Genomic DNA, 23,953 nt, shown 5'->3' on the forward strand with positions numbered 1-23,953 from the left:
TATGCATGACCATGCAAGGTCAATCAAACCGGCCAGGCGCGCATGGCCAGGTCGACCACCGCGTGCAGTTCCTCGCGGGTGGCGCCGTCGGTGGCCTGGACGGAGAGCCCGTAGGACACGGTCGTGACGAACCGGGCCAGGTCGGCGGCGTCGACGTCCCGGGCGAGGTCACCGTCGGCCTGCGCGCGTTCGAGCCGCTCCCGCAGTCGCTCCAGGCCCGCGCGGCGCCGGGCGGCGAGCTCGGCCCGGGCCGGTTCGCCCTGCTCGCCGGTGGCCAGTGCGCCCTGGGTGACGAGGCAGCCCCGGTGGTCGCGCGCGACGACGACCTCGACCGCCCCGCGCAGCAGCCGCTCCGCCGCAGCGCGCCCGGTCGCCTCGTCCGGGGCGCCGCCGATGTGCCGCGCGGGCCCCGCCAGGTAGCGGTCGACCGCCTTGCGGAACAACGACTCCTTGTTGCCGTACGCGGCGTACAGGCTCGGGCGGTTGAGCCCCATCGCGGCGGTCAGGTCCGCCAGCGCCGCGCCCTCGTAGCCGTGCCGCCAGAACACCTCCAGCGCCCGCTCCAGCCGCTCCTCCGGATCGAACCCGCGTGGCCGACCGACCATGGCCACCCCTCCTTCTGTACCGATCGATACCGTACCTTTCAGTATCGATCGGTACAGAATGGAGGAGACATGGTGCTGTTCGGAAAGGTCGCGCTGGTGACCGGGGGTTCGCGGGGGATCGGAGCGGCCGCCGCCCGCGCGTTGGCCGCGGCCGGCGCCGACGTCGTGATCAGCTACGCCAGATCGGCGGACCGCGCGTCCGAGGTGGTCCGGGAGCTCACGGACACCGGCGTCCGCGCCGCCGCGCTGCGCGCCGACCAGGGCGACCAGCGGCAGGTGGAGGACCTGGTGGGCACCGTGGTGGCCGACTTCGGCCGACTGGACATCCTGGTGAACAACGCGGCGGTGTCCGTCAACGGCGCGGTCGACACGGCGGTCGACACGGCGGCCTTCGACCGGCAGCTCGCGGTCAACACCGGTGGTGTCGTCGCCGCCATCCGCGCCGCGTCCGGGGTGCTCGGCGAGGGCGGCCGGATCGTCACGGTCGGCTCGACGCTGTCCACCCGCGCCGGCTTCGTCGGGGTGGCCGACTACGCCGCGTCCAAGGCCGCGATCGTCGGCTACAGCCAGGGCGCGGCGCGGGACCTGGCACCGCGCGGGATCACCGTGAACGTCGTGCAGGCCGGCGCGGTGGCGACGGACATGAACCCGCCGGACGGCGCGTTCGCCGACGAGCAGCGCGCGACCAACGCGATGAACCGGTTCGGCACTCCCGAGGAGGTGGCGGCGGGGATCGTCTTCCTCGCCAGCCCCGCCGCGTCCTTCGTCACCGGCTCCGTGCTGACCATCGACGGCGGCTACCTGGCCTGACTCAGCCCCCGCGCGCGTCCAGGGCCTTGCCGAGCCGGTCGAGGGCGTCGACGGTCTCGGCGAGGTAGGCCTCGAACCCCAGCCGGGCCGGCGAGACGAGCCGCGACCAGACCGGCGTCGCGGCGATGCCGTCCCGGTTCTCGGGGAAGGTCTCGGCGAGCACCGGCTCGGGCAGGAACCGGTACGGCGCCCCGGAGCGGGTCCACCGGCGCAGCAGCTGGCCGGACACCGGGCTGTGCACGGCGACCAGCCGGCGGCGGCGCACGGCGAGGGTCAGCTCGTGGATCAGGTCGTGCAGGTCGGCGCTCCAGCGCGAGTGCTGCCAGCGTTCGCGGACCAGGACGTACAGCGCGTCCGGGCCGACGTCGGCGAGCGGACCCAGGCCGTCGACCTCGTCGGCGGGGGTGGTCAGCAGCCGCTCCCCCGGCAGGCGGACGGCGCGCGAGCGGCCGGGGTCGCCGAGGGTGTCGCGCAGGAACTGGCGCAGCGCGCGGAACGCGGCCTCGTCATCGGGCAGGCGGCACTCCAGCACGGTGAGGGTGAAGACGGGGGTGAGACCCGCCAGCGGGGGCACGGTGTCGTTCATGTCTGGTTCCTCCTGGCCCTCAGCATGGAACCGGGGCATGGACCAGAGGTGGACCAGACACTGATGGGCCGGGCGTCCGATGCGTGGACGCCCGGCCCCAGCGGTCACCGAGGCAGCGCGGTCTCGGCGAGTTCCCGGCGCAGGTCGGCGGGACCGGCGGACTCGGTCCGCCGGTCGGCCGCGCCGGCGGGCGCGGGTTCGGGCACCGGGTCGCAGCGCACGTCGGACCGGTTGCCGGGCTGCCTGGCGGGCAGGGTGCCGGTCCTCAGGTACTCGACGATGATGCTGTCGGTGCACTCCACGCCGGACAGTGAACCCGAATGGGTGGTTCCGTTCACGCCTTCGACGAGCACGGCGTTCGGGAAGCGTTCGCGCACCTCGAGCGCGCCCTCGTACGGCGTCGCGGCGTCGTGGGTTTCGTTGATCAGCAGCGCGCTGTCCACGCCGCTGCCGTCGACGTCGACCGGCCGGTGCGACCGCGCGGGCCAGGTCAGGCACGGTGCGTTGAACCAGGCGTTGCCCCAGGTCGCGAACGGCGCCCGGAAGTGGGTCACCCAGTTGTCGAACTTGTAGCGGGGGTAGCTGCTGGTCCACGGCGCGTCCGTGCACACGACGGCCAGGTAGACGGCGTGCGTGTTGTCGTCGAACGGTGGCGTGCCGTAGAGGTCGCGCAGCGGTTCCCAGTCCCGGTCGTGCACCCAGCCGGCGAAGGCGGTGGCGACGTCCTCCCAGCCGTACACGTAGTAGGCGGCCTGCAGGAAGATGTCGGCCCACTCGTCGGGGCCGATGATCCCGCCTGCCGGTTCCCGCACCAGTCCGGCCAGCTCGGTGTAGTACCGCCGCTCGACCTCCCGGCCGGTGGTGCCGAGGTGGTAGACGCCGTCGTGCTCGGCGACCCAGTCGAAGTAGACCTCGATGTTGTGGTCGAAGCCGAGGTCCTGGTCGAGGTTGGACCGGTACCAGACACGGGTCGGGTCGACGTTGCCGTCGAAGACCACGCGATCGAGCCGGTCCGGGAACATCGTGGCGTAGACCTGACCGAGGTAGGTGCCGTAGGAGAAGCCGTAGTAGTTGATCCGCTCGGCGCCGAGGGCCTTGCGGATGCTCTCCACGTCGAGCGCGGACTCGACGGTGGTCATGTGGTCGAGCAGGCTGCCGCCGTCGGCCTCGCAGGCGTCGGCGTAGTTCTCGCTGCGCCGCAGCCAGGCGCGCTCGTACTCGCGCTTGACCGGCACGTAGAACGGGCGGTCGTAGCCGTCGTGGTCGGGCACGCAGCTCAGCGACGGTTCGCTGGCGCCGACGCCGCGCGGGTCGAACCCGATCCAGTCGTAGGCGTCGCCCGCGCCGTCCGGGACCAGGCCGCCGAAGGCCGCGTAGACGAGGCCGGAACCGCCGGGGCCGCCCGGGTTCACCAGCATCGGGCCCTGCGCCTGCCGGTCCGGGGTTTTGTGCAGCACCCGCGACACGGCTAGCTGAATTTTCTCCCCATTCGGGTGGCGATAGTCGAGCGGAACGGACACAAAGCCACATTCCGCACCCGCTGCCACCAGTCGGGGATCGTCGCATTCACCCCATTGGACGGGTTCCGGTACGAATTCGGGAAACCTCGGCTTTTCCGGTGCCGCCGCACCCGCCGTCGGGGCCATGACCAGGCCACCCAGCACCGCACACGCTGCCGCCGTCGCGGCGACCACTCTGTTCACTACGCCCCATTTCTCGTCGTCCCGCCGACTTCACCGGAAGCCTGCCTTCCGGGGCGGTTCGTGGAAATACCCCGAAAGCCGTTTCACCGGATCGTGACAGCACGGCACGCGAGCGTCACGTCACCACGCCGTTTTGTCGGCGTTGATCCGTAACCGTTCGCCCGCTTCGAAGCGATGCGGGGACGGTGCTGGTGCACTCCTCGCGGGAGGCCGAGCGCGTCGAGTGAACGCCGAGCCTCGGCTGGCTCCACGCCAACCGCACCGCGGCATGAGGGAACCGCGGACACACCGAGCCGGCCAGCGAGTGCGTGGGAAGGGCGTCCTCCACCGCGCTCAGCGTGCGTCCTTGCCCACCGGCTGTCAGGCGCGAAGAGTCGCTCCGTGGCGTTCGGTGGCGGCGGCGACGGCGGCGTCGCGGGCGGTGGTGGCCTCGTCGAGGGTCAGCGTGCGGTCCTGGGCGCGGAAACGCAGCGCGTAGGCCAGCGACCGCTTGCCCTCGCCCACCTGCTCGCCGGTGAACACGTCGAACAGGTGCAGGTCCTCGAGCAGGTCGCCGCCGCCACCGCGCAGGGTGGTCGCGACCTCGTCCACCGGCACGTCGGCGTCCACGACCAGCGCCACGTCCAGCAGCACCGGCGGGTACGGCGACGGGGACGGCGCGGGACGACGTTCCACCAGCGGCAGGCCGTCCAGCTTGAGTTCCATCGCGCACGTTCGCTTCGGCAGGCCGAGGGCGTCCACGACCTTGGGGTGCAGCTCGCCCGCGTACCCGAGCGGCACGTCACCGTCCAGCAGGCGCGCGCACCGGCCCGGGTGCCACGGCGCCAGCTCGGCCGCGCGCACGGTCAGCTCGACTCCGGACGCCTCGGCGACGATCCTGGCGGCCTGCACGGCATCCGCCCAGGAGGCGGGTTCGCCGGGACCCCACCAGCCGGCGCGCTGCCGGTTGCCGGCCAGGACGACGGCGACATGGGTCGGCTGGGTGGGCAGCGCGGCCTGCAGGCTCGCCAGGTCCGCCTCGCTCGGGCGGTCCGCCACGCCCACCGACGGCACCGGCACCTGCTCCGCCATCGGCAGCACTACCTGTCCGATGTGGAACAGCGCCACGTCTCGCATGCCGCGGGACACGTTCCGCACCAGGGTGTCCAGGAGCGGCGGCAGCAACGTCGTCGACAGCTCGCTCCGGTCGGCCTCCAGCGGGTTGAGCACGGTCACCGTCCGGCGGCGGGAGTCGTCCTCGGCCAGGCCGAACGCGTCCCACACCGACGGCGACACGAACGGGAACGGCAGCACCTCGACGTACCCGGCCTCGGCCAGCGCCCGGCCCACGGTCCGCTTGCGCCGCTGCGCCGCGGTCGTCCCTTTGCCGGGACGCGCGGCCGGCAGCTCCGACGGGATCGTGTCGTAGCCCTCGAGGCGCAGCACCTCCTCGACCAGGTCCGCGGGCTCCACGAGGTCCGGGCGCCAGCTCGGCGGCACCACGGTCACGCTCGGCTTGCCGTCGTCGGTCGAGCCGACCTCGATCGCGCAGCCGATCTGCGCCAGCCTGCGTGCGGTCGCGCCACGCTCGTACTCGGTGCCGGCGACCTTGTCGGGCAGGCTCATCGGCATCGTGACCGGCGCGAGCGGGCGGGCACCACCCTCGTCGGTGCGGCCCGGTTGGATGTTGCCGTCCGCGTTGTCGCGCAGCAGCCGCGCCGCGCGCTCCAGCGCGTGCGGCGGCAGCTGCGGGTCGACCGACCGCTCGAACCGCTTGGCCGCCTCGCTCGGCAGCTTGTGCCGGCGCACCGCCCGCGCGATCGACGGCGGGTCCCAGATCGCGGCTTCCAGCAGGATGTCCGTGCTGTCCGGGCGCACCTCGGTGGACGCGCCGCCCATCACGCCGGCCAGCGAGATCGGGCCGGAGTCGTCGGCCACCACGATGTCGTCGTCGTCGAGGGTGCGCTCCACGTCGTCGAGCGTGGTGAGCGTCTCCCCCGCCTTCGCGCGCCGGACGACGATGTCGCCGCGCAGGGTCGAGGTGTCGAACGCGTGCATCGGCTGCCCGGTCTCGAGCATCACGTAGTTGGTGACGTCGACGGTCAGCGAGATCGACCGGATGCCGGCGAGCATCAGCCTGCGCCGCACCCACCACGGGGTCGGCGCGGTCGGGTCGACGCCGGTGACCCGGCGCGCCACGAACCGCTCGCAGCCCTCGCCGTCCTCGATCCGCACCGGGTAGGCGTCGCCCTCGGCCTCCGGCACGTCGACCGCGGCGGCGTCCCGGCCGGTCACGTCGAGCGCGCAGGCCAGCTCGCGGGCCAGGCCGCGGATGGAGAACGCGTACCCTCGGTCGGGCGTGATCGACAGCTCGATGATCGTCTCGTCCAGGCCGAGCAGCTCGATCGCGTCGTCACCGGCGGCCGCCTCGCCGCTGGGCAGCACGAGGATGCCGGAGTGCTCGTCGCCGAGGCCCAGTTCGCGGGCCGAGCAGATCATGCCGTCGCTGATCCGGCCGTAGGTCTTGCGCGCGGAGATCGCGAACCCGCCCGGCAGCACCGCGCCGGGCAGCGCGACGGCCACGAGGTCGCCCTCGACGAAGTTCGTGGCCCCGCACACGATGCCGCGGGTGCGCGGCTCGTCGGAGCCGTCCGCGACCATCTCGGCGTGGTCGTCGGCCTCGTAGACCTCGACCGTGCAGTACCGGATCGGCTTCTTGAACTCGGTCAGCTCCTCGATCTCGGCCACCCGGCCGACCACGACCGGGCCGGTCACCGGGCCGAGCGGGGTGACCTCCTCGACCTCGAGCCCGACCCGGACGAACGCGTCGGCGATCTGCTCGGCCGAGTACGTCTCGTCCGTCTCCAGGTGCTCGGTGAGCCAACTGACGGGAACCCGCACGGGTGTTCCTTTCGGTTACCGCTGAAACTGTTCTAGAAGGCCTCGGTGCCGAACGGCATGGTGAACCGGGCGTCGCCCTCCACCATGTCCCGCATGTCCGGGATGCCGTTGCGGAACTGCAGGGTCCGCTCGATGCCCATGCCGAACGCGAAGCCCGAGTAGACGTCGGGATCGATTCCGCACGCACGCAGCACGTTCGGGTTGACCATGCCGCAGCCGCCCCACTCGACCCAGCCGGGGCCGCCCTTCTTCTCCTCGAACCACACGTCCGGCTCGGCGGACGGCTCGGTGAACGGGAAGTACGACGGCCGGAGCCGGATCTTCGCCTTGTCGCCGAACATGGCGCGGGCGAACGCGTCCAGGGTGCCCTTGAGGTGGGCCATGGTCAGGCCCTTGTCCACGGCCAGCCCCTCGACCTGGTGGAACACCGGGGTGTGGGTGGCGTCGAGCTCGTCGGTTCGGAAGGTGCGGCCGGGGCAGACGACGTAGACCGGCAGGTCGCGCTCGAGCAGCGCCCGGATCTGCACGGGCGAGGTGTGGGTGCGCAGCACCAGGCCGGAGTCGGCGGGCGCGACGTAGAAGGTGTCCTGCATCGTGCGCGCGGGGTGGTCCTTCTTGAAGTTGAGCGCGTCGAAGTTGAACCACTCGGTCTCGAGCTCGGGGCCCTCGGCGATCTCGTAGCCCATGCCGACGAACACGTCCGCGATCCGCTCGGAGATCGTGGTGATCGGGTGCCGGGCGCCGCGCGGCACCCGGTCCCACGGCAGGGTGACGTCCACGCCCTCCTCGCGCAGGACCCGCGCGTCCCGCTCGGCGACCAGCTCGGCGCGGCGCTCGTCGAAGGCGTCCCGGACGGTCTTCTGTGCCTCGTTGACCCGCTTGCCGGCGTCCGAGCGCGCCTGCGGCGGCAGCGCCCCGATCTCGCGGCGGGCGACCATCAGCGGTGCCTTGTCACCGAGGTGCGCGGGTTTGGCGGCGGCCAGGGCGTCGAGGTCCGCGGCGGTCGTGAACTCCTTGCGCGCCTGCTCCACGGCGGCCTGCAGGGTCTCCGGCGCGAGGGCCGCGACCTGCTTGGGATCGTAGGAGTCGTTGGCTGCGGACATGGTCGGTGAACAGCTCCCGGAGACGGTGGCCAGTCGGGGTCGCCCGGGACAACGAAACACACCCCGAGCACCCGTGATCCTAGGTGATCCGACCAAGCGGTTCGCACGCAGCGCCGGCCAAGGCCGCCACGGGGCGGCCGGACCGGTCAGGCGCGCTGCCGCCAGGCCGTCGCGTACAGGCAGACCGCCGCCGCGGTCGCCAGGTTGAGGCTCTCCGCCGAGCCGTAGATCGGCACGCGCAGGGAGCGGTCGAGCGCCGCGCGCACGTCGTCGGACAGGCCGTGTGCCTCGCTGCCGAACACCCACGCGGCCGGTCCGGTCGGCGACGCCTGGTCCAGGTCGGCGGTGGCGTGCCCGTCGGCGCCGACCAGTTCGAGGCCGGCGGCGCGGCAGGCGGCGAGGACGTCCGGAACCGACGCGGACCGGGCGATCGGCAGGTGGAACAGGCTGCCGGTGGAGGCGCGCACGCACTTGCCGTTGTGCGGGTCGACGGTGTGCCCGGCCAGGATCACCGCGTCGGCGCCCGCGGCGTCGGCCACCCGGATCACCGTGCCGGCGTTGCCCGGGTCGGCGACGCCCACCAGCACGGCGACCAGCCGCGGCGTGCCGCGCAGCGCCTCGGCGAGCGGGACCGCCACCAGGTCGCACACCGCGACCAGGCCCTGGGGGGTCACCGTCTCGGAGAGTCCGGCGGCCGCGCGCTCGGTCACCGGCGACACCCGCACGCCGGCGTCGGCGGCCAGCGCGGCCAGGTCGTCGGGCAGCGGGACGGCGGCGAACAGCTCGTGCACGCGACCGTGCGCGAGCGCCTCGCGCACGGCCTGCGCGCCCTCGACCAGGAACCGGCCCGCCTTGTCGCGGCCGGCGCGGCGGGTCAGGGCCCGAGCGGCGACGACCCGGGGAGTCCTCTCGGTGAAAGGACCGTCCCCGGGTCGTGACACGGACGTGTTCAGGAAGCCTTGCCCTGCGTGCCGGCGTTCTCCTTGGCCACCTCGACCAGCGCGGCGAACGCGGCCGCGTCGTTGACGGCGAGCTCGGCGAGGATCTTGCGGTCGACCTCGACACCGGCGGCCTTGAGGCCCTGGATGAACCGGTTGTAGCTCAGGCCGTTCTGGCGAGCCGCGGCGTTGATGCGGGTGATCCACAGCTGGCGGAAGTCACCCTTGCGGGCGCGCCGGTCCCGGTAGGCGTAGTTGAGCGAGTGGAGCATCTGCTCCTTCGCCTTGCGGTACAGCCGCGAGCGCTGGCCGCGGTAGCCGCTGGCCAGCTCAAGGGTCGTGCGGCGCTTCTTGTGGGCGTTGACCGCCCGCTTGACGCGTGCCACGGTTCAAATCCTGTCGATCTCTGGGGCCGCGAGGGCCCGGTGGTCAAGGAACGGGGCGGCTCAGCGGCCGAGCAGCTTCTTCACGCGGCGGACGTCCGCGGCGGCCACCTCGGTGGTGCCGGACAGGCGCCGGGTGAGCGTGCTGGGCTTCTTCTCCAGCTTGTGCCGCAGGCCGGTCTTCTGCCGACGCAGCTTCCCCTTGCCGGTGACCCGGATGCGCTTGGACGCGCCGGAGTGGGTCTTGTTCTTGGGCATGCCTACTACTTCCTCGCACTATCCATCACCGGGGTGCCGCGTGCTCACCCCGGTCTACCGTGCCGTGCGCGCTCCGCGCCGGTCAGTTCGTGTCGGTGCCCGCGCTCGACTTGATGGGCCGCGTCTTCTGCGACTTGTGGGGCGCCAACACCATGATCATGTTTCGGCCGTCCTGCTTCGGCGCGGCCTCGACGAAGCCGAGGTCGGCGACGTCGTCGGCCAGCCGCTGCAGCAGCCGGAAGCCGAGTTCGGGCCGGGACTGCTCCCGGCCGCGGAACATGATCGTCACCTTGACCTTGTTCCCGTGTTCGAGGAACCGGATGACGTGGCCCCTCTTGGTCTCGTAGTCGTGCTTGTCGATCTTCGGGCGGAGCTTCTGCTCCTTGATCACGGTGAGCTGCTGGTTACGGCGGGACTCCCGCGCCTTCTGCGCGCTCTCGTACTTGAACTTGCCGTAGTCCATGAGCCTGCAGACCGGCGGGCGTGCCTGCGGGGCGACCTCCACGAGGTCCAGGTCCGCTTCCTGAGCCAGGCGCAGTGCGTCCTCGATGCGCACGATACCTACCTGCTCGCCGCTCGGTCCGACCAGCCGGACCTCCGGGACACGGATGCGGTCGTTGATACGTGTGTCGGAGCTGATGGGGCCTCCTCGGGCCGGTGTCGTATGCCAGTCTGTGCAACAACGACGCTCGCTGATGTATTGCCCCACAAACCGCACGAACCCCGCGCACCGGTGGTGCACGGGGCCCGCTTCCGACCCGACACGCCGCCAGGAGGTGCCGTACCCGCCGACACCACCAGCGGCGACCGGAACCCGGACACCGAAGTGACTCGGGTGGGAGCGGGGCTCCACTTTGCGGCCTCGTGCTGGACGAGGCTGGTCGCACCGGACAGGTTAGCAGATCGCCCTGGTGCGGTTACGTTGGCGTCCACTGGTACCGCAGCTCGGGCCGCCCGACCTGGCCGTACCTCGGCTGGCGCACCGCGAGCCCGTTGTCGGCCAGGTACTCCAGGTATCGCCGGGCGGTGACCCGGGACATGCCGAGCACGTCGCCCGCGGCGCCGGCGGACAGCCCGTCCTCCGCGTCCCGGAGCACGGCGGCGACGGCGTCCAGCGTCGGTCCGCTCATCCCCTTGGGCAGCGCGGTGTCGGTGCCGCGCAGGGTGGCGAACAGGTGGTCCACGTCGGTCTGGTCGGCGGCCTCCGACCGGTCGACGCTCCGCCGGAACCGGGCGTAGCGTTCCAGCTTCTCCCGCAGGGTGGCGAACGTGAACGGCTTGAGCAGGTACTGCACCACCCCGATCGAGACCGCGGCGCGCACCACCGCGAGGTCCCGCGCCGAGGTCACCATGATCACGTCGACCAGCAGGCCACCGGCGCGCAGCGTGCGGCACAGGTCGAGCCCGGTGCCGTCGGGCAGGTACTGGTCGAGCAGCAGCAGGTCGACCTCGCCGCCGGCGGCCAGCGCCCGCTGGGCCTCCCCCGCCGAGTGCACGACGCCGACCACGGCGAACCCCGGCACCCGGCTGACGTAGAGCCGGTGCGCGTCGGCGGCCACCGGGTCGTCCTCGACGACCAGCACGTTGATCACTGGTCCGCCTCCCTGAGCTTCTTTCTGCCGGTTTGGCCTGGTCACGTACTTGCGGCTGGTCCACTGAGCCGTGTCTCATCCGCCGCCGTTCCTCGGGCCGGTCGGCTCGCGCTCCTTGGCGCTGGGCAGGTGCACGGTGAACACCGCGCCGCCGGCGGAGTCGTCGCCCACCTCGATGATGCCCCGGTTGCGCCGGACGGCCTGCCGCACCAGCGCGAGGCCGAGACCGCGGGCCGCTGTCCCGTCGGCGGCGGTGCCCTTGGTCGACCAGCCGCGGGCGAACGCCTCCTGCACCGACTCGGCGGCCAGGCCGCCGCCGGTGTCGGCGACGCGCAGGACCAGTTCGCCGTCCTCGGTGCGTGCGGTGACGAACACCCTCGGTGTGCCGGTGCCGTCGAGGGCGGCGTCGAGCCCGTTGTCGATCAGGTTGCCGAGGATGGTGACCACGTCGCGGGCGGTGGCCTGGTCTCCGCCGAGTACCGCGTCGTCGATCTCGGTCTCCGGGGTGATCACGAGCTCCGCGCCGCGTTCGTTGGCCTCGGCGGCCTTGCCGAGCAGCAGCGCGGCGAGCACCGGCTCGGAGACCGCGCCGACGACCCGGTCGGTCAGCTGCTGGGCGAGCGCGAGTTCGGCGGTGGCGAACTCGACGGCCTCCTCGGTGCGTCCGAGCTCGACCAGCGACACCACGGTGTGCAGCCGGTTCGCCGCCTCGTGGGCCTGCGAGCGCAGCGACTCGGCGAACCCGCGTACCGAGTTCAGCTCGCCGGTGAGTGCCTGCAGGTCGGTGTGGTCGCGCAGGGTGACCACGGTGCCCAGGTCGCCGCTGCCCGACCGGACCGGCGCGGAGTTCACCACGAGCACGCGCCGCTCGGTCAGCCGGATCTCGTCGACGCTCGTGCCGTCCGGGGAGAGGCTGGCGACCACGTCCGGCGGCAGGCCGAGCTCGTCGATCAGCCTGCCCTCGACGTCACCGGTGAGGTCGAGCAGTGTGCGGGCACCGTCGTTGATCAGGGTGACCCGGCCGTCCTGGTCGAGCAGCAGCAGGCCCTCGCGGACGGTGTGCAGGATCGCCTCGTGGTACTCGATCCGCCGGCTCAGCTCGGCCGGGCCGAGGCCGTGGGTCTGCCGCGCCACCCGGCGGTTCACCAGGAAGGTGCCGGTCATGGCGACGACCAGCGCGGTCCCGGCGACGATGCCCAGCGGCACGAGCCGCTCGCGGACCTGGCCGGCGATCGAGTCGAGGGTGATCCCCACGCTGACCAGGGCGACGACGTTCTCGCCCGTGCCGTACACCGGGACGACCGCGCGGACCGACGGGCCGAGCGTGCCGGTGTAGGTCTCGGTGAAGGTGTTGCCGGCCAGGGCCTGCTCGGTGTGGCCGAGGAACTGGCCGCCGATCCGCTCGGGGTTGGGGTGGGTGTAGCGGCGGCCGGTGGGGTCCATGATCGTGATGAAGTCGACGCCGGTGTCGTGCCGGACGCGCTCGGCGAACGGTTGCAGCAGTGCGCTGGGGTCGTCGGTGCGGACCGCGTCGGTCACGACGGGCGAGTCGGCGATCGTCAGCGCGACCGAGACGACCTCGTTCCGGGTGGACTCCTCGGCGCGGTCGGCGATGTCCAGGTAGGACAGCGCGGCGCCGGCGATCACGAGCAACCCGACGATGATCACCTGCAGCACCAGCAGCTGGCCGGCCAGGCTCCACCGCCCGAGCCGGCCGCTTCGCACGGTCCGCGTCATGCGAACAGTGTGGCCTGGTTCACGGTGATCCCGGCAGCCGGCCCGTTCGCGACCGAGGTCGCCCACGCTGGTTACGCAATGAACAGAAGGTTCAGTAATGAACAGAAGGGTGACCAGGCACCTGCGGGTTCGCACAATCCGACACGCGTTTCGTCGATCAGGAGGTCCACGTGTCGGACACCGCAGCGCCGCCAGCCCGCAAACGGGACCGCACCCATCTGCTCTACATCGCGGTCATCGCCGCGGTCGCGCTCGGCATCCTGGTCGGGCTGGTCTGGCCGAGTGTGGGTGTCGAGCTGAAACCGCTCGGCACCGCCTTCGTCAACCTGATCAAGATGATGATCAGTCCGATCATCTTCTGCACGATCGTGCTCGGCGTGGGCTCGGTGGCGAAGGCCGCGAAGGTGGGCCGGGTCGGCACGCTCGCGATCGGCTACTTCCTGGTGATGTCGACGGTCGCGCTGGTCATCGGCCTGGTCGTGGGGAACATCCTCCATCCGGGCGACGGGTTGCAGCTCACCGAGTCGGTGCGTGAGGAGGGCCAGGGGCAGGTCGCGGAGAGCGAGAGCACCGTCGACTTCCTGCTGGGGATCATTCCGACCACGTTGGTGTCGGCGTTCACCGAGGGTGACGTGCTGCAGACCCTGGTGGTGGCGTTGTTGGCCGGGTTCGCGCTGCAGGCACTGCGCGGCAAGGGCGAGCCGATCCTGCGCGGCATCGGCCACCTGCAGCGGCTGGTGTTCCGGATCCTGGCGATGATCATGTGGGTGGCGCCGGTCGGCGCGTTCGGCGCGATCGCGGCGGTGGTGGGCGAGACCGGCGTGGACGCACTGAAGAGCCTCGCGGTGATCATGATCGGGTTCTACCTGACGTGCCTGCTGTTCGTGTTCGGGGTGCTGAGCGCGTTGCTGTGGCTGGTGGCGCGGGTGAACCTGCTGTCGCTGCTGCGGTACCTGGGGCGGGAGTTCCTGCTGATCCTGTCGACGTCGTCCTCGGAGGTGGCCCTGCCGCGCCTGATCGCGAAGATGGAACACCTCGGGGTCAGCAAGCCGGTCGTGGGCATCACGGTGCCCACGGGGTACTCGTTCAACCTCGACGGCACGGCCATCTACCTGACGATGGCGACCCTGTTCGTGGCGGAGGCGATGAACGCGCCGCTGTCGGTGGGTGAGCAGGTGTCACTGTTGTTGTTCATGGTGATCGCGTCCAAGGGCGCGGCCGGGGTGACGGGAGCGGGCCTGGCGACGTTGGCGGGTGGCCTGTCCACCCACCGTCCGGAGCTGGTCGACGGCGTGGGCCTGATCGTCGGCATCGACCGGTTCATGTCCGAGGCGCGTGCACTGACCAACTTCGCCGGCAACTCCGTGGCGACGGTCCTGGTCGGAACCTGGACCCGCGAGTTCGACCGCGAACAGGCCGCCCGCGTCCTCTCCGGCCAGTCCCCCTTCGACGAACGCACCATGCTCGACGAAGACCATCACGGTGCCCCCGACCAGCCGGCCGAAACCGAAGCCGCCCCGCCCGTCCCGGCAGGACGTGCGGAGGCGTAGCGGAGGTGACTTGCGGGGTGCGCCGTCCGAAAAACGCCGGGGCCGCCCGAAAGCGCCGGCGCCGTTCGGAAACGGTGGCGCACCCGGTGGTGGCGGCGCTCGGGCATAGGGCCAGCCCCGAAACCAGACCCGGTGCGGCGGCGGGTTGTCCACAGCCCCGCCGTCGCACCGCCAGAACTGTCGGCCCCTGCCGGTAGATTGGAAGCCGGGGGCCGGAGGCCATACCAGCGGTCGGATTTACACGAACGTGGTGTGTTCCGCAGGCAAGACGGAGGTCCACAGCCTCACGCGGGTGAACTCGGCCACGTGGGTGAACTCCGCGGAGCCCCGTCCGGGAAGCTTCGCCGGTCGCCGGCCAGGTTCGGGTGCGGGCCTCCGTGTCCGACAAGCCGCCAGCCAGGTTCAAGTCCGGCGACGATGGCCAGCGAGCCCGGCTAGGTTCGAGTGCGGCGGCGGTGTCCGGTAAGCCGCCGGCTAGGTTCAAGTCCGGCGACGATGGCCAGCGAGCCCGGCTAGGTTCGAGTGCGGCGGCGGTGTCCGGTAAGCCGCCGGCTAGGTTCGAGTGCGGCGGCGGTGTCCGCGGTTCGGGTGCCACGACTCGATGACCAGGTGGTCCCTCGTGTCGCCGAGGTAGGTGAGGGCCACCTCCGTCAGGTCGACCTCGAAGAAGCCGGCGTCCGGGTCTGGGTGGTCCGGCGGCGCACCAACCGCGACCAGCCGGCCGGCCAGCTTGGCGTCGCCTGGCCACTCGCCGTCTTCTGGTGGCTCGAGGGTCGGGCTGTGGATCGCCACCCTCGGGTCGCGGCGGACATCGCGCAGTTTCAGCGAAGCGCCCATCATTCCGAGGGTCACGCTGCCGGCGTTGAACTCGAGTTCGGTCGCGCTGATGCGGGGTGAGCCGTCGGCGCGCAGTGTGGCGATCGTCTTGTTGGTGCCGGCCGCGAAGACGGCGCGTACCCGGTCGGCGAACTCCGGGCACTGGGCCTCGACGTCCCTCCATGTGAACATGTGCTCCCCTTTCTGAACGGCGGTTCGGATACTACCTCGGTTTCCGATTCGTGGTTCAATAACCCTGTGGGTAGACCGCGCAAGATCTCGGACGAGGAGTTGATGGACGCCTGCGGGCACGTCATCGGCCGGCACGGCGCCGGGTTCACGCTGGCGCAGGTGGCGGCCGAGGCGGGCGTGGCGGTCGGCACCGTGTCCGGTCGGTTCGGGTCGAAGCGGGGACTGTTGGTCGCGATGATGACCAGCGCGGCGGCGGGGGTCGAGCAGCGGATGCGCGCGGCGGCCGCCGCGCACGAGGACCCGATCGACGCGGTGATCGCCGCGGCCCTGGTCACCGCCGAGGGGATCGACGATCCGGGCACCACGGCGAACCATCTCGCCCAGCTCGGTGTCGATCTGACCGACCCGGAACTGCGCGACGGCCTCGGGGTTCTTCGCGAGCGTGTGCAGAAGGTGCTGGCGTCGCTCCTGGCCGAGGCCGTGCTCCCGGACTCCCCGCCCGTTGCCCGTGCCGCTCGCATCGTCGCCGCGATGGTGCACGGTGCGCAGCTGGACTGGGCGCTGCGACCCCGCGGCCGGCTGGCCGTCCGGCTACGCGCCGATCTGCGCGCGGTGCTGACGGCGTGGCGCTGAGCCGAGGTACGTCGATCGGGCGAGCGCACTACGTCGGGCACCCGCTGCGACCGGCAAAGGCAAAACGACCTGGCTGGCGCACGGGGTTCCGATCACCGGTGGAGGTCTCGCATCTCGGCAGGTCGACGTCGTTCTGCCCGAAGGGGTCGCTGAAAGACAGGGACCCGGACAGCGATGTCCCGGTCAGGCGTTGAAGACGGCCTCGGAGCGCTCGCGGTGTTCGTGCAGGTCCCAGTACAGGGGAGCGATCTGCTCGGGCGTGGCCGTCGGGGCGCCCGCCGGGCCGCCCCCGCCGATCCAGACGTTGATCACCACGTGGGCGGCGTACACGCCGCTGCCGGTCAGCTCCTTGTTGAGGTTGAGCACCCAGTTGCGCAGAGCCCCTTGGGCGGCGTTGACGTTGCCGAGCATCGGCACCGGGTCAACGGATCCGCCGCCGGTGGTGAACAGCAGGGTCCCGGCGCCGGCCTCCCGCATGGCGGGCAGTACCGCCCGGGCCGCGGCGACGGCGCCGTAGAAGCTGTACTCGACCTGCGGTTGCAGGTTCTCCACGGTGACCTCCGATGGCGCGGCCATGGCGAAGCCAGGCACCGGGGAGTGCGGGGCCGGCGAGTACTCCAGTACGTCGATGCCGCCGAAGTGGGCCCGCGCAGCGCCCAGGGCATCGGTCAGCGCGGTGCGGTCGAGGACGTCGGCGGGGAAGACGGCGGCCTTGATGCCGTCCCGGCCGAGCTGGTCGACCAGTGTTTCCAGCTTCTCCTCGGTGCGGGCGATCAGGGCGACGTCGAAGCCCCGGCCGCCGAAGGTGCGGGCGATGGCCAGGCCCATGCCGGGGCCGGCGCCGATGATGGCGAGAGTAGGCACAGTCGGATCTCTTCCGTGTCGTGACCGCCGGGACGGATGCCCGGCGGGCGGGCGGATCAGGTGAGGGCGGCGGGAACGGCGCAGCCGTCCGGGCCGCGGAGCGCCGCGTCGTTGGCGGCGACGAGAACGGTGCGGCGGGCCCAGCCCTGCTGCCCGAAACGGCCTTCGGTGAGCACGCGCCGGGTCTTCCTACGCTCCATACCGATCTCGTCGGCCGAGCCGAGCAGGTCGTCGGGGCCGAAGATCGACCGGGCCGGCTGGAAGACCGCGTTTCCGGCGGCCTGGCTCTCCACTTTCATGGAGCATCTCCAATTCCTACTTTTTGTGCGTAGCGCCATGATGGACCAGTATGGAAGTCCGCACAAAAGGCACATCGATGTTCGTTCCGGAGGGAAAGGTGCGCCATGGACACAGCAGACCGACCCGATGCCGCCGCTCGCCGGGGGCCGTGTGCCGCCATCCCCGCTGAGCAGATGGGGTTCGTCCGGCAGATCCTGGACCGGATCGGCGACAAGTGGAGCATGCTCGTGATCGCCGTGCTGGACACCGGTCCCCTGCGCTACACCGACCTACAGCGCGAAGTCCCCGGCATCTCCCAGCGGATGCTCACCCTCACCGTGCGCCAACTCCAGCAGGACGGCCTGGTGACCCGGACCGCCCACGCCGAGGTGCCACCACGGGTGGAGTACGCACTCACGCCCCTGGGCCGGAGCCTGCACCAGATCGTCACATCCCTGATCACCTGGGTCGCCGACCACCACGGCCAGATCCGCGAACACCGGACCAACGCGGCCACCACACCATGATGTCCAGTGGGTTGGTGTCAATTCAGGTACGTGCGTAGGCCGCGTTGGCCGCGTCGCATCATGAGGGCGTGGTTGGCCAGCAGCAGCGGCCGCGCCACCGGCGCGAACGCGCGCAGCAGCGGCTTGGTGACCACGACCTGCTGGTCGATCACGAGGTGGGCAACGCCGGTCCCGGTCACGACGGCCTCCGTGTGGCCCTCCAGGTCGCCGGTCATGTCCACGCGTAGGCGGCCGGAACGCTCGTCCTGGACGGCCCGGTGCAGGCGGAAGATGAGGGCGTACGGCAGCGTCGACCGGCAGACCAGCTCGGCGGTGTCGTCGTCGACGCGGTGCACGGCACGCACATCACGCCACCACAGTGGCCAGCTGGTGAGGTCGACGAGCGCCTCGAACACCCGGCTCGCCGCCGCCGGTAGGGACCACACGGCGTGGAACCGGTAGTCGTTCAGGGTCACGACGTCGAGTATGCCGGCGGCTAGGGTGCGAGCCATGGCACAGTGGACCGCCCGTGACATTCCGGACCAGGCCGGGCGCACCGTCGTGGTGACCGGGGCCAGCAGCGGCATCGGGCTGGTGACGGCTCGGGTGCTCGCGGCCAGGGGCGCCCGGGTGGTGCTCGCGTGCCGGGACGTCGCCAAGGGCGAGGCCGTGTCCCCACCGGGTGACGTCGAGGTGCGGCGGCTCGATCTGGCTGATCTGGCCTCGGTGCGCGCGTTCGCGGACACCCTTCCGGACGACGCGATCGACGTGCTGGTCAACAACGCGGGAGTCATGGCGGTGCCGCATCGGCGCACGGTCGACGGGTTCGAGCTGCAGTTCGGGACGAACCATCTGGGGCACTTCGCGTTGACCGGGCTTCTGTTGGACCGGATCCGGGACCGGGTGGTGACGGTCTCGAGCGTGACGCACCGGATCGGGCGAATCGTGATGGACGACCTGAACTGGGAGCGCCGGCGTTATCTGCGGTGGCCGGCGTACGGGCAGTCGAAGTTGGCGAACCTGCTGTTCACGTACGAGCTGAACCGGCGGCTGACGGCGTCCGGGTCGGCGGTGCGGGCCTACGCCGCCCACCCGGGCTACGCGAACACGAACCTCCACTCGCACAGCGAGTCGCTGTTCGGCCACCTGATGGTGCTGGCCGGGCGGGCCGTCGGCCAGTCGGCGGAGCTGGCCGCCCAGCCGAGCCTCTACGCCGCGACCATGCCGAACCTGCCCGGCGGTACCTACGTCGGCCCGGGCGGCCCGATGGAGATCCGCGGCGCGCCGAAGATCGTCGGCTCCGCGCGCGCCGCGCGGGACCCTCGGGTGGCGGCGATGCTCTGGGACCGCTCGGAGCGGCTGACCGGGGTGGAGACCGCTTAGTCCGCGAGCACCGGGCGCAGGAACTGACCCGTGTAGCTCTCCTCGACGTCGGCGACGTCCTCGGGAGTGCCCTCGGCGATCACCATGCCGCCGCCGGAACCGCCCTCGGGGCCCATGTCGACGATCCAGTCCGAGGTCTTGATCACGTCGAGGTTGTGCTCGATGACGATGACCGTGTTCCCCTTGTCCACCAGGCCGTTGATCACGCCGATCAGCTTGCGGATGTCCTCGAAGTGCAGGCCGGTGGTCGGCTCGTCGAGGACGTACACGGTCTTGCCGGTCGACCGCTTCTGCAGCTCCGACGCCAGCTTCACCCGCTGCGCCTCGCCGCCGGACAGGGTCGGCGCGGGCTGGCCGAGCCGAACGTAGCCGAGGCCGACGTCCACCAGGGTCTTCAGGTGGCGGTGGATCGCCCGGATCGGCTCGAAGAACCGCTCCGCCTCCTCGATCGGCATGTCGAGGACCTCGGAGATCGTCTTCCCCTTGTAGTGCACCTCCAGCGTCTCCCGGTTGTACCGGGCGCCCTTGCAGACCTCGCACGGCACGTACACGTCCGGCAGGAAGTTCATCTCGATCTTGATCGTGCCGTCGCCCGCGCACGCCTCGCACCGGCCGCCCTTGACGTTGAACGAGAACCGGCCCGGCTGGTATCCGCGCACCTTCGCCTCGGTGGTGGCCGCGAACAGCTTCCGCACGTGGTCGAACACACCCGTGTACGTCGCCGGGTTGGACCGCGGAGTGCGGCCGATCGGCGACTGGTCGACCCGGACCAGCTTGTCGACCAGGTCGAGGCCCTTCACCCTGGTGTGCCGGCCGGGCACCTGCCGAGCGCCGTTCAGCTTGTTCGCCAGCACGGTCGCCAGGATGTCGTTGACCAGCGTTGACTTGCCGGAGCCGGACACGCCGGTGACCGACACCAGGCACCCGAGCGGGAACGACACGTCGATCCCGCGCAGGTTGTGCTCGCGCGCCCCGACCACGGTCAGCTGCCGCTTCCGGTCGGCCACGCGCCGCATCGCCGGGGTGGGGATCTCCATCCGCCTGGACAGGTACGCGCCGGTCAGCGAATCCTTGTTCCGCAACAGTTTCTGGAACGGTCCGCTGTGGACGATGTGCCCGCCGTGCTCCCCCGCGCCCGGGCCGATGTCGACCACCCAGTCGGAGGCGCGGATGGTGTCCTCGTCGTGCTCGACGACGATCAGCGTGTTGCCGAGGTCGCGCAGCCGGGTGAGGGTCTCGATCAGCCGGTGGTTGTCCCGCTGGTGCAGGCCGATCGACGGTTCGTCGAGCACGTACAGCACGCCGACCAGCCCGGAGCCGATCTGGGTGGCCAGGCGGATGCGCTGTGCCTCACCACCCGAAAGGGTGCCGGACGCCCGGTCGAGTGACAGGTAGTCGAGGCCGACGTCGAGCAGGAAGCGCAGCCGGGCCTGGATCTCCTTGAGCACCGCGCCGGCGATCATCGTCTCGCGCTTGCCCAGCCGCAGGCCGTCGAGGAAGTCGGCGCACTCCGCGATCGACAGCGCAGACACCTCGGCGATCGAGCGCGCGCCGTGCTCGCGGTGTTCGAGGGTGACCGCGAGGATCTCGGGCTTGAGCCGGGTGCCCTGGCACGCGGGACAGGGCACCTCCCGCATGTAGCCCTCGTACTTGTCCCGCATGTACTCGGACTCGGTCTGCTCCTGGCGCCGTTCCAGGAACGGGATGACGCCCTCGAAGTTGGCGTAGTACGAACGCTCGCGGCCGTAGCGGTTGCGGTAGCGGACGTGCACCTGGTCGGGGGTGCCGTGCAGCACCGCCTTCTGCGCCTTGGCCGGCAGCCTGCGCCACGGCACGTCCATCCGGAACCCGACGGACTCGGCCAGCGAGGTCAGCAGGCGGGTGAAGTACTCGGCCGTCTGCCCGCCCGCCCACGGGGCGATCGCGCCGTCGGCCAGGCTCAGCTCGTCGTCCGGGACGACCAGCTCGGGGTCGACCTCCTGGCGCACGCCGATACCCGTGCACACCGGGCAGGCGCCGTAGGGCGAGTTGAACGAGAACGAGCGCGGCTCGAGGTCCTCGATGGTGAGCGCGTGGCCGTTGGGGCAGGCGAGGTGTTCGGAGAAGCCGCGGATGCGGTGCGGGTCGTTCTCCGGCAGGTCGACGAACTCCAGCTCGACCAGCCCGTCGGCCAGCCGCAGCGCGGTCTCGACGGAGTCGGTGAGCCGGCGCTTGGCGGACGCCTTGACGGTGAGGCGGTCGATCACGACGGCGATGTCGTGCTTCTCCTGCTTCTTGAGCTTCGGCGGCTCGGCGAGCGTGTGGACCTGGCCGTCGACCCTCGCTCGGGAGTAGCCCTGCGACTGGAGCTGGGAGAACAGGTCGACGTACTCGCCCTTGCGGCCGCGCACCACCGGCGCCAGCACCTGGAAGCGGCTGCCGCTCTCCATGGCCAGGACCTGGTCGACGATCTGCTGCGGGGTCTGCCGGCTGATCGGCTCGCCGCAGCGCGGGCAGTGCGGCTTGCCGGCGCGCGCGAAGAGGAGGCGCAGGTAGTCGTAGACCTCGGTGATGGTGCCGACCGTGGACCGGGGGTTGCGGCTGGTCGACTTCTGGTCGATGGACACCGCGGGCGAGAGGCCCTCGATGAAGTCGACGTCCGGCTTGTCCATCTGGCCGAGGAACTGCCTGGCGTACGCCGACAGCGACTCCACGTATCGCCGCTGGCCCTCGGCGAAGATCGTGTCGAAGGCCAGGCTGGACTTGCCTGACCCCGACAGCCCGGTGAACACGATCATGCTGTTCCGGGGCAGGTCGATGTTCACGCCGCGCAGGTTGTGCTCACGCGCGCCGCGAACGACGAGGCGGTCAGCCACGGCAGTCCCTTCACAAGATGCTGTCTCTGGTCGGCCAGGTGCAGGTCAGACACTGGTCCACCTGGCCGGGCCCATGCTAGGTCGGGGCACCGACAGTTTCCGGCGACGGTCGTCGGCGACAGGTGGCTGTCCCGGGTCGGTGGGGCTCGCCTAGGCTGGATGTGACCAGGTCTGGTGCAGATCCCGACAACCGACGCTCGGGGGTGGCGGTGTGACTGGCTCCAGCATCTCAAACGACGCGTCCGTCGTGCACGACAGTGTTCCCGAACAGCGGCGGGCCGAACGGTCGGCGGCGGAGCGGGCTCGGCGGCGGCTGGCCGACGTGCGAGAGGCGACCGAGAGACTGGATCGCCTGGTCACCGGCCTGGACGACGCCGGGATGCGGGCGCCGAGCCTGCTGCCCGGGTGGACGCGGGCGCACGTGGTCACCCATCTCGCGCGCAACGCGGACGGTTTGGTGAACCTGCTCACGTGGGCGCGGACCGGGGTCGAGCACCCGATGTACGCGAGCAACGCCGACCGCGACGCGGACATCGAGGAGGGTGCCGGGCGGCTGGCGCAGGTCCTGCACGAGGATCTGCGCGCGGCCGGTGACCGGTTCGCGGTGGCCGGCGAGCGGCTGACGGACTCCCAGTGGTCGGCGACCGTGGTCGCGCGGCTGCCGGCGCCGTTCCCGGCGTCGAACATCCCGTCGATGCGCCTGTTCGAGCTGTGGGTGCACGGGGTCGACCTGGACGTGGGGTTCTCGTTCGCCGACATTTCCGACGAGCTGCTGGAGACGGCCGTGGCGTTGGCGGTCTCCCGGCACCTGGACCGCCCGGAAGGGCCATCCGTACACCTTCGGGTGACGTTCCCCGACGGTCGGGAGGCAACCTGGGATCTGGTCGGCGGGACCGAGGTGCACGAGGTGTCGGGCGCGGCGGTGCCGGTGATCGCCTGGCTGACCGGGCGGGGCGACGGTGCGGAGCTGACCGGCGACGTGCCGGTACTACCCGCCTGGGGTTAGCGTGACGTCGGTGAACGTGGTGGTGAAGCCGCTCCCGTCCGGGGCGGCGGCCATCACGCCGGCGAGCACGGACCGGCCGGGCGGCAGGTAGGCGAGCCGGAGCGTGGTGGTCGGTTCGGCGCCGTCCAGTCCGTACCTGATCGTGACCGTGTCACCCGAACGTGTGGCCTCGATCGTCACGCTGCGCGGTGCCGACACGGGCACCACGGACCAGTCGGAGAACTCCCTGGTCACGACGGCCGAGAGCTGCTGCTGCCCGTCGACGAGCTCGACGCCGCTCTTGATCCAGTTGGTTTCGTCGACCCGCAGGGCGATGCCGGCCTGGTCGTACTGGTCGCGGTAGGCGCCGGCGAAGGTGGCGCGCAGGACGAGGTCGCCGTCGACGAGGGTGCCGTAGACGTGCCCGGTGTCGCGGACGAAGCCGTAGTGGGTGGTGCGCCAGAAGTCGGTGTCGGGGTCGGCGGTGACGGTGAGCGCCCGGTCGTCGAGGGACCAGGTGGTCGGTTCGTTGAGCCAGCGCCAGCCCGTGATCATGCGCGCCATGCTGTCAGGTGGGCGGTCGGGCGCGCTAGGGTCGCGGCGTGGATGTTGTCGAGGACTACAGCGGTCACGTCGAGCCGGGCGGCGCCGCGGCGCGCCGGGAACTGCCGGCGCTGACCATCACCAAGATCTCCGTCGGGCCGATGGACAACAACGCGTACATGCTGGTGTGCAGGTCCACGCGGGAGGCCCTGCTGATCGACGCCGCGAACGACCCGGAACGCCTGTCGGACCTCGTCGGCCACGACGACAACCGCCCCACCCTGCGCACGATCGTGACGACGCACCAGCACCAGGACCACTGGGGCGCGCTGGGTGCCGTCGCGGGTGCGTACGGCGCGGACACCATCGCCCACGAGGCGGACGCCGGCCCGCTACCGGTGCCGCCGGACCGCTACGTGACGCACGGTGACCGGATCCCGGTGGGTGACGTGGAGCTGGAGGTCATCCACCTGCGCGGGCACACACCCGGCTCGATCGCGCTGGTGTACCGCGACCCGTCCGGCCACCCGCACCTGTTCACCGGGGACTCGCTGTTCCCCGGCGGCGTGGGGAGGACGACGTCGCCGGAGGACTTCACGTCCCTGTTCAACGACGTGAAGTCCCGCATCTTCGACACCCTTCCCGACGACACCTGGTTCTACCCGGGCCACGGCGACGACTCCACCCTCGGCGCGGAACGCCCAAAGCTCGCGGAGTGGCGCGAACGGGGCTGGTGAGCGAAGGTCTCGGGC

Annotated in this window: 24 protein-coding genes; 7 read left to right on the forward strand and 17 right to left on the reverse strand. The window is 71.3% G+C overall.

What is annotated here, in order from left to right; genetic code table 11:
* Positions 1–23 precede the first annotated feature (23 nt).
* Entirely contained in the window at positions 24–605 is a 582-nt protein-coding gene (locus JT362_RS28240) for a TetR/AcrR family transcriptional regulator (protein ID WP_260194872.1), read from the reverse strand.
* A gap of 69 nt (positions 606–674) precedes the next feature.
* On the opposite strand from JT362_RS28240, the gene JT362_RS28245 reads away from it, so the two are divergent.
* The gene (locus tag JT362_RS28245; RefSeq protein WP_260194873.1) at positions 675–1,415 is read left to right on the forward strand and encodes an SDR family NAD(P)-dependent oxidoreductase; all 741 of its coding nucleotides are present in this window, start codon (positions 675–677) and stop codon (positions 1,413–1,415) included.
* A gap of 1 nt (position 1,416) precedes the next feature.
* Here the strand turns inward: JT362_RS28245 and JT362_RS28250 are convergent, their stop codons facing one another.
* The 10 genes from JT362_RS28250 to JT362_RS28295 form a co-directional block, all read right to left on the reverse strand.
* On the reverse strand, positions 1,417–2,001 hold the full coding sequence (locus JT362_RS28250) for a hypothetical protein (RefSeq protein WP_260194874.1): 585 nt from the start codon (positions 1,999–2,001) through the stop codon (positions 1,417–1,419).
* 104 nt (positions 2,002–2,105) lie between these two features.
* On the reverse strand, positions 2,106–3,704 hold the full coding sequence (locus JT362_RS28255) for an alpha/beta hydrolase (RefSeq protein ID WP_375546573.1): 1,599 nt from the start codon (positions 3,702–3,704) through the stop codon (positions 2,106–2,108).
* Between the two features lie 360 nt (positions 3,705–4,064).
* Positions 4,065–6,584, reverse strand: coding sequence for a phenylalanine--tRNA ligase subunit beta (gene pheT, locus JT362_RS28260; RefSeq protein ID WP_260194876.1), 2,520 nt, complete (start codon positions 6,582–6,584; stop codon positions 4,065–4,067).
* Positions 6,585–6,616: 32 nt separating this feature from the next.
* Entirely contained in the window at positions 6,617–7,687 is a 1,071-nt protein-coding gene (gene pheS / locus JT362_RS28265; protein ID WP_260194877.1) for a phenylalanine--tRNA ligase subunit alpha, read from the reverse strand.
* Positions 7,688–7,833: 146 nt separating this feature from the next.
* Positions 7,834–8,628, reverse strand: coding sequence for a TrmH family RNA methyltransferase (locus tag JT362_RS28270; RefSeq protein ID WP_260194878.1), 795 nt, complete (start codon positions 8,626–8,628; stop codon positions 7,834–7,836).
* An 8-nt stretch (positions 8,629–8,636) separates the two neighbouring features.
* Positions 8,637–9,011, reverse strand: coding sequence for a 50S ribosomal protein L20 (gene rplT / locus JT362_RS28275; RefSeq protein WP_260194879.1), 375 nt, complete (start codon positions 9,009–9,011; stop codon positions 8,637–8,639).
* 60 nt (positions 9,012–9,071) lie between these two features.
* The gene (gene rpmI, locus JT362_RS28280; RefSeq protein ID WP_260194880.1) at positions 9,072–9,266 is read right to left on the reverse strand and encodes a 50S ribosomal protein L35; all 195 of its coding nucleotides are present in this window, start codon (positions 9,264–9,266) and stop codon (positions 9,072–9,074) included.
* Between the two features lie 82 nt (positions 9,267–9,348).
* On the reverse strand, positions 9,349–9,963 hold the full coding sequence (gene infC, locus JT362_RS28285; RefSeq protein WP_260195090.1) for a translation initiation factor IF-3: 615 nt from the start codon (positions 9,961–9,963) through the stop codon (positions 9,349–9,351).
* A gap of 220 nt (positions 9,964–10,183) precedes the next feature.
* Positions 10,184–10,858, reverse strand: a complete 675-nt coding sequence (locus tag JT362_RS28290; RefSeq protein ID WP_260194881.1) for a response regulator — start codon at positions 10,856–10,858, stop codon at positions 10,184–10,186.
* A 75-nt stretch (positions 10,859–10,933) separates the two neighbouring features.
* On the reverse strand, positions 10,934–12,595 hold the full coding sequence (locus JT362_RS28295; protein WP_260194882.1) for an ATP-binding protein: 1,662 nt from the start codon (positions 12,593–12,595) through the stop codon (positions 10,934–10,936).
* 170 nt (positions 12,596–12,765) lie between these two features.
* Here JT362_RS28295 and JT362_RS28300 point away from each other — a divergent pair, with 170 nt between their 5' ends.
* Complete coding sequence (locus tag JT362_RS28300) at positions 12,766–14,145, forward strand: cation:dicarboxylate symporter family transporter (RefSeq protein WP_260194883.1); 1,380 nt, start codon at positions 12,766–12,768, stop codon at positions 14,143–14,145.
* A gap of 552 nt (positions 14,146–14,697) precedes the next feature.
* Here the strand turns inward: JT362_RS28300 and JT362_RS28305 are convergent.
* On the reverse strand, positions 14,698–15,153 hold the full coding sequence (locus JT362_RS28305; protein ID WP_260194884.1) for a pyridoxamine 5'-phosphate oxidase family protein: 456 nt from the start codon (positions 15,151–15,153) through the stop codon (positions 14,698–14,700).
* 66 nt (positions 15,154–15,219) lie between these two features.
* On the opposite strand from JT362_RS28305, the gene JT362_RS28310 reads away from it, so the two are divergent.
* Complete coding sequence (locus tag JT362_RS28310; protein WP_260194885.1) at positions 15,220–15,786, forward strand: TetR/AcrR family transcriptional regulator; 567 nt, start codon at positions 15,220–15,222, stop codon at positions 15,784–15,786.
* Positions 15,787–15,969: 183 nt separating this feature from the next.
* Here the strand turns inward: JT362_RS28310 and JT362_RS28315 are convergent, their stop codons facing one another.
* A complete protein-coding gene (locus JT362_RS28315; RefSeq protein WP_260194886.1) occupies positions 15,970–16,650 on the reverse strand; it encodes an SDR family NAD(P)-dependent oxidoreductase in 681 nt (226 codons plus the stop codon).
* 56 nt (positions 16,651–16,706) lie between these two features.
* Positions 16,707–16,949 (reverse strand): hypothetical protein, encoded by a 243-nt coding sequence (locus JT362_RS28320; RefSeq protein WP_260194887.1) that lies wholly within the window; start codon positions 16,947–16,949, stop codon positions 16,707–16,709.
* Positions 16,950–17,054: 105 nt separating this feature from the next.
* On the opposite strand from JT362_RS28320, the gene JT362_RS28325 reads away from it, so the two are divergent.
* Entirely contained in the window at positions 17,055–17,456 is a 402-nt protein-coding gene (locus JT362_RS28325; RefSeq protein ID WP_260194888.1) for a winged helix-turn-helix transcriptional regulator, read from the forward strand.
* A gap of 17 nt (positions 17,457–17,473) precedes the next feature.
* Here JT362_RS28325 and JT362_RS28330 read toward each other — a convergent pair whose 3' ends face one another.
* Positions 17,474–17,911, reverse strand: coding sequence for an SRPBCC family protein (locus JT362_RS28330; protein ID WP_260194889.1), 438 nt, complete (start codon positions 17,909–17,911; stop codon positions 17,474–17,476).
* A 34-nt stretch (positions 17,912–17,945) separates the two neighbouring features.
* Between JT362_RS28330 and JT362_RS28335 the strand changes: the two genes are divergently transcribed.
* The gene (locus JT362_RS28335; protein WP_260194890.1) at positions 17,946–18,818 is read left to right on the forward strand and encodes an oxidoreductase; all 873 of its coding nucleotides are present in this window, start codon (positions 17,946–17,948) and stop codon (positions 18,816–18,818) included.
* On the opposite strand, the gene uvrA is transcribed toward JT362_RS28335, so the two are convergent.
* Positions 18,815–21,673 carry an excinuclease ABC subunit UvrA gene (gene uvrA / locus JT362_RS28340; RefSeq protein ID WP_260194891.1) on the reverse strand — a complete coding sequence of 953 codons (2,859 nt, stop codon included), beginning with the start codon at positions 21,671–21,673 and terminating at the stop codon, positions 18,815–18,817. The genes JT362_RS28335 and uvrA overlap by 4 nt on opposite strands.
* Before the next feature lie 247 nt (positions 21,674–21,920).
* On the opposite strand from uvrA, the gene JT362_RS28345 reads away from it, so the two are divergent.
* Positions 21,921–22,679 carry a maleylpyruvate isomerase family mycothiol-dependent enzyme gene (locus JT362_RS28345; RefSeq protein WP_260194892.1) on the forward strand — a complete coding sequence of 253 codons (759 nt, stop codon included), beginning with the start codon at positions 21,921–21,923 and terminating at the stop codon, positions 22,677–22,679.
* Here JT362_RS28345 and JT362_RS28350 read toward each other — a convergent pair.
* On the reverse strand, positions 22,662–23,213 hold the full coding sequence (locus JT362_RS28350; protein ID WP_260194893.1) for a DUF1349 domain-containing protein: 552 nt from the start codon (positions 23,211–23,213) through the stop codon (positions 22,662–22,664). The genes JT362_RS28345 and JT362_RS28350 overlap by 18 nt on opposite strands.
* A gap of 47 nt (positions 23,214–23,260) precedes the next feature.
* Between JT362_RS28350 and JT362_RS28355 the strand changes: the two genes are divergently transcribed.
* A complete protein-coding gene (locus tag JT362_RS28355; protein ID WP_260194894.1) occupies positions 23,261–23,938 on the forward strand; it encodes an MBL fold metallo-hydrolase in 678 nt (225 codons plus the stop codon).
* Positions 23,939–23,953 lie beyond the last annotated feature (15 nt).

The sequence above is a fragment of the Actinophytocola gossypii genome, from assembly GCF_025165815.1.
In the GTDB taxonomy this organism is placed as follows: domain Bacteria; phylum Actinomycetota; class Actinomycetes; order Mycobacteriales; family Pseudonocardiaceae; genus Actinophytocola; species Actinophytocola gossypii.

What these genes read in the sequence shown, in the direction of transcription:
- pheS (WP_260194877.1), bottom strand. Translation starts at nt 7,687, where the DNA reads ATGTCCGCAGCCAACGACTCCTACGATCCCAAGCAGGTCGCGGCCCTC.
- JT362_RS28305 (WP_260194884.1), bottom strand. Translation starts at nt 15,153, where the DNA reads ATGTTCACATGGAGGGACGTCGAGGCCCAGTGCCCGGAGTTCGCCGAC.
- JT362_RS28250 (WP_260194874.1), bottom strand. Translation starts at nt 2,001, where the DNA reads ATGAACGACACCGTGCCCCCGCTGGCGGGTCTCACCCCCGTCTTCACC.
- JT362_RS28325 (WP_260194888.1), top strand. Translation starts at nt 17,055, where the DNA reads ATGGACACAGCAGACCGACCCGATGCCGCCGCTCGCCGGGGGCCGTGT.
- JT362_RS28295 (WP_260194882.1), bottom strand. Translation starts at nt 12,595, where the DNA reads ATGACGCGGACCGTGCGAAGCGGCCGGCTCGGGCGGTGGAGCCTGGCC.
- JT362_RS28350 (WP_260194893.1), bottom strand. Translation starts at nt 23,213, where the DNA reads ATGATCACGGGCTGGCGCTGGCTCAACGAACCGACCACCTGGTCCCTC.
- JT362_RS28245 (WP_260194873.1), top strand. Translation starts at nt 675, where the DNA reads ATGGTGCTGTTCGGAAAGGTCGCGCTGGTGACCGGGGGTTCGCGGGGG.
- JT362_RS28240 (WP_260194872.1), bottom strand. Translation starts at nt 605, where the DNA reads ATGGTCGGTCGGCCACGCGGGTTCGATCCGGAGGAGCGGCTGGAGCGG.
- JT362_RS28320 (WP_260194887.1), bottom strand. Translation starts at nt 16,949, where the DNA reads ATGAAAGTGGAGAGCCAGGCCGCCGGAAACGCGGTCTTCCAGCCGGCC.
- JT362_RS28335 (WP_260194890.1), top strand. Translation starts at nt 17,946, where the DNA reads ATGGCACAGTGGACCGCCCGTGACATTCCGGACCAGGCCGGGCGCACC.
- rpmI (WP_260194880.1), bottom strand. Translation starts at nt 9,266, where the DNA reads ATGCCCAAGAACAAGACCCACTCCGGCGCGTCCAAGCGCATCCGGGTC.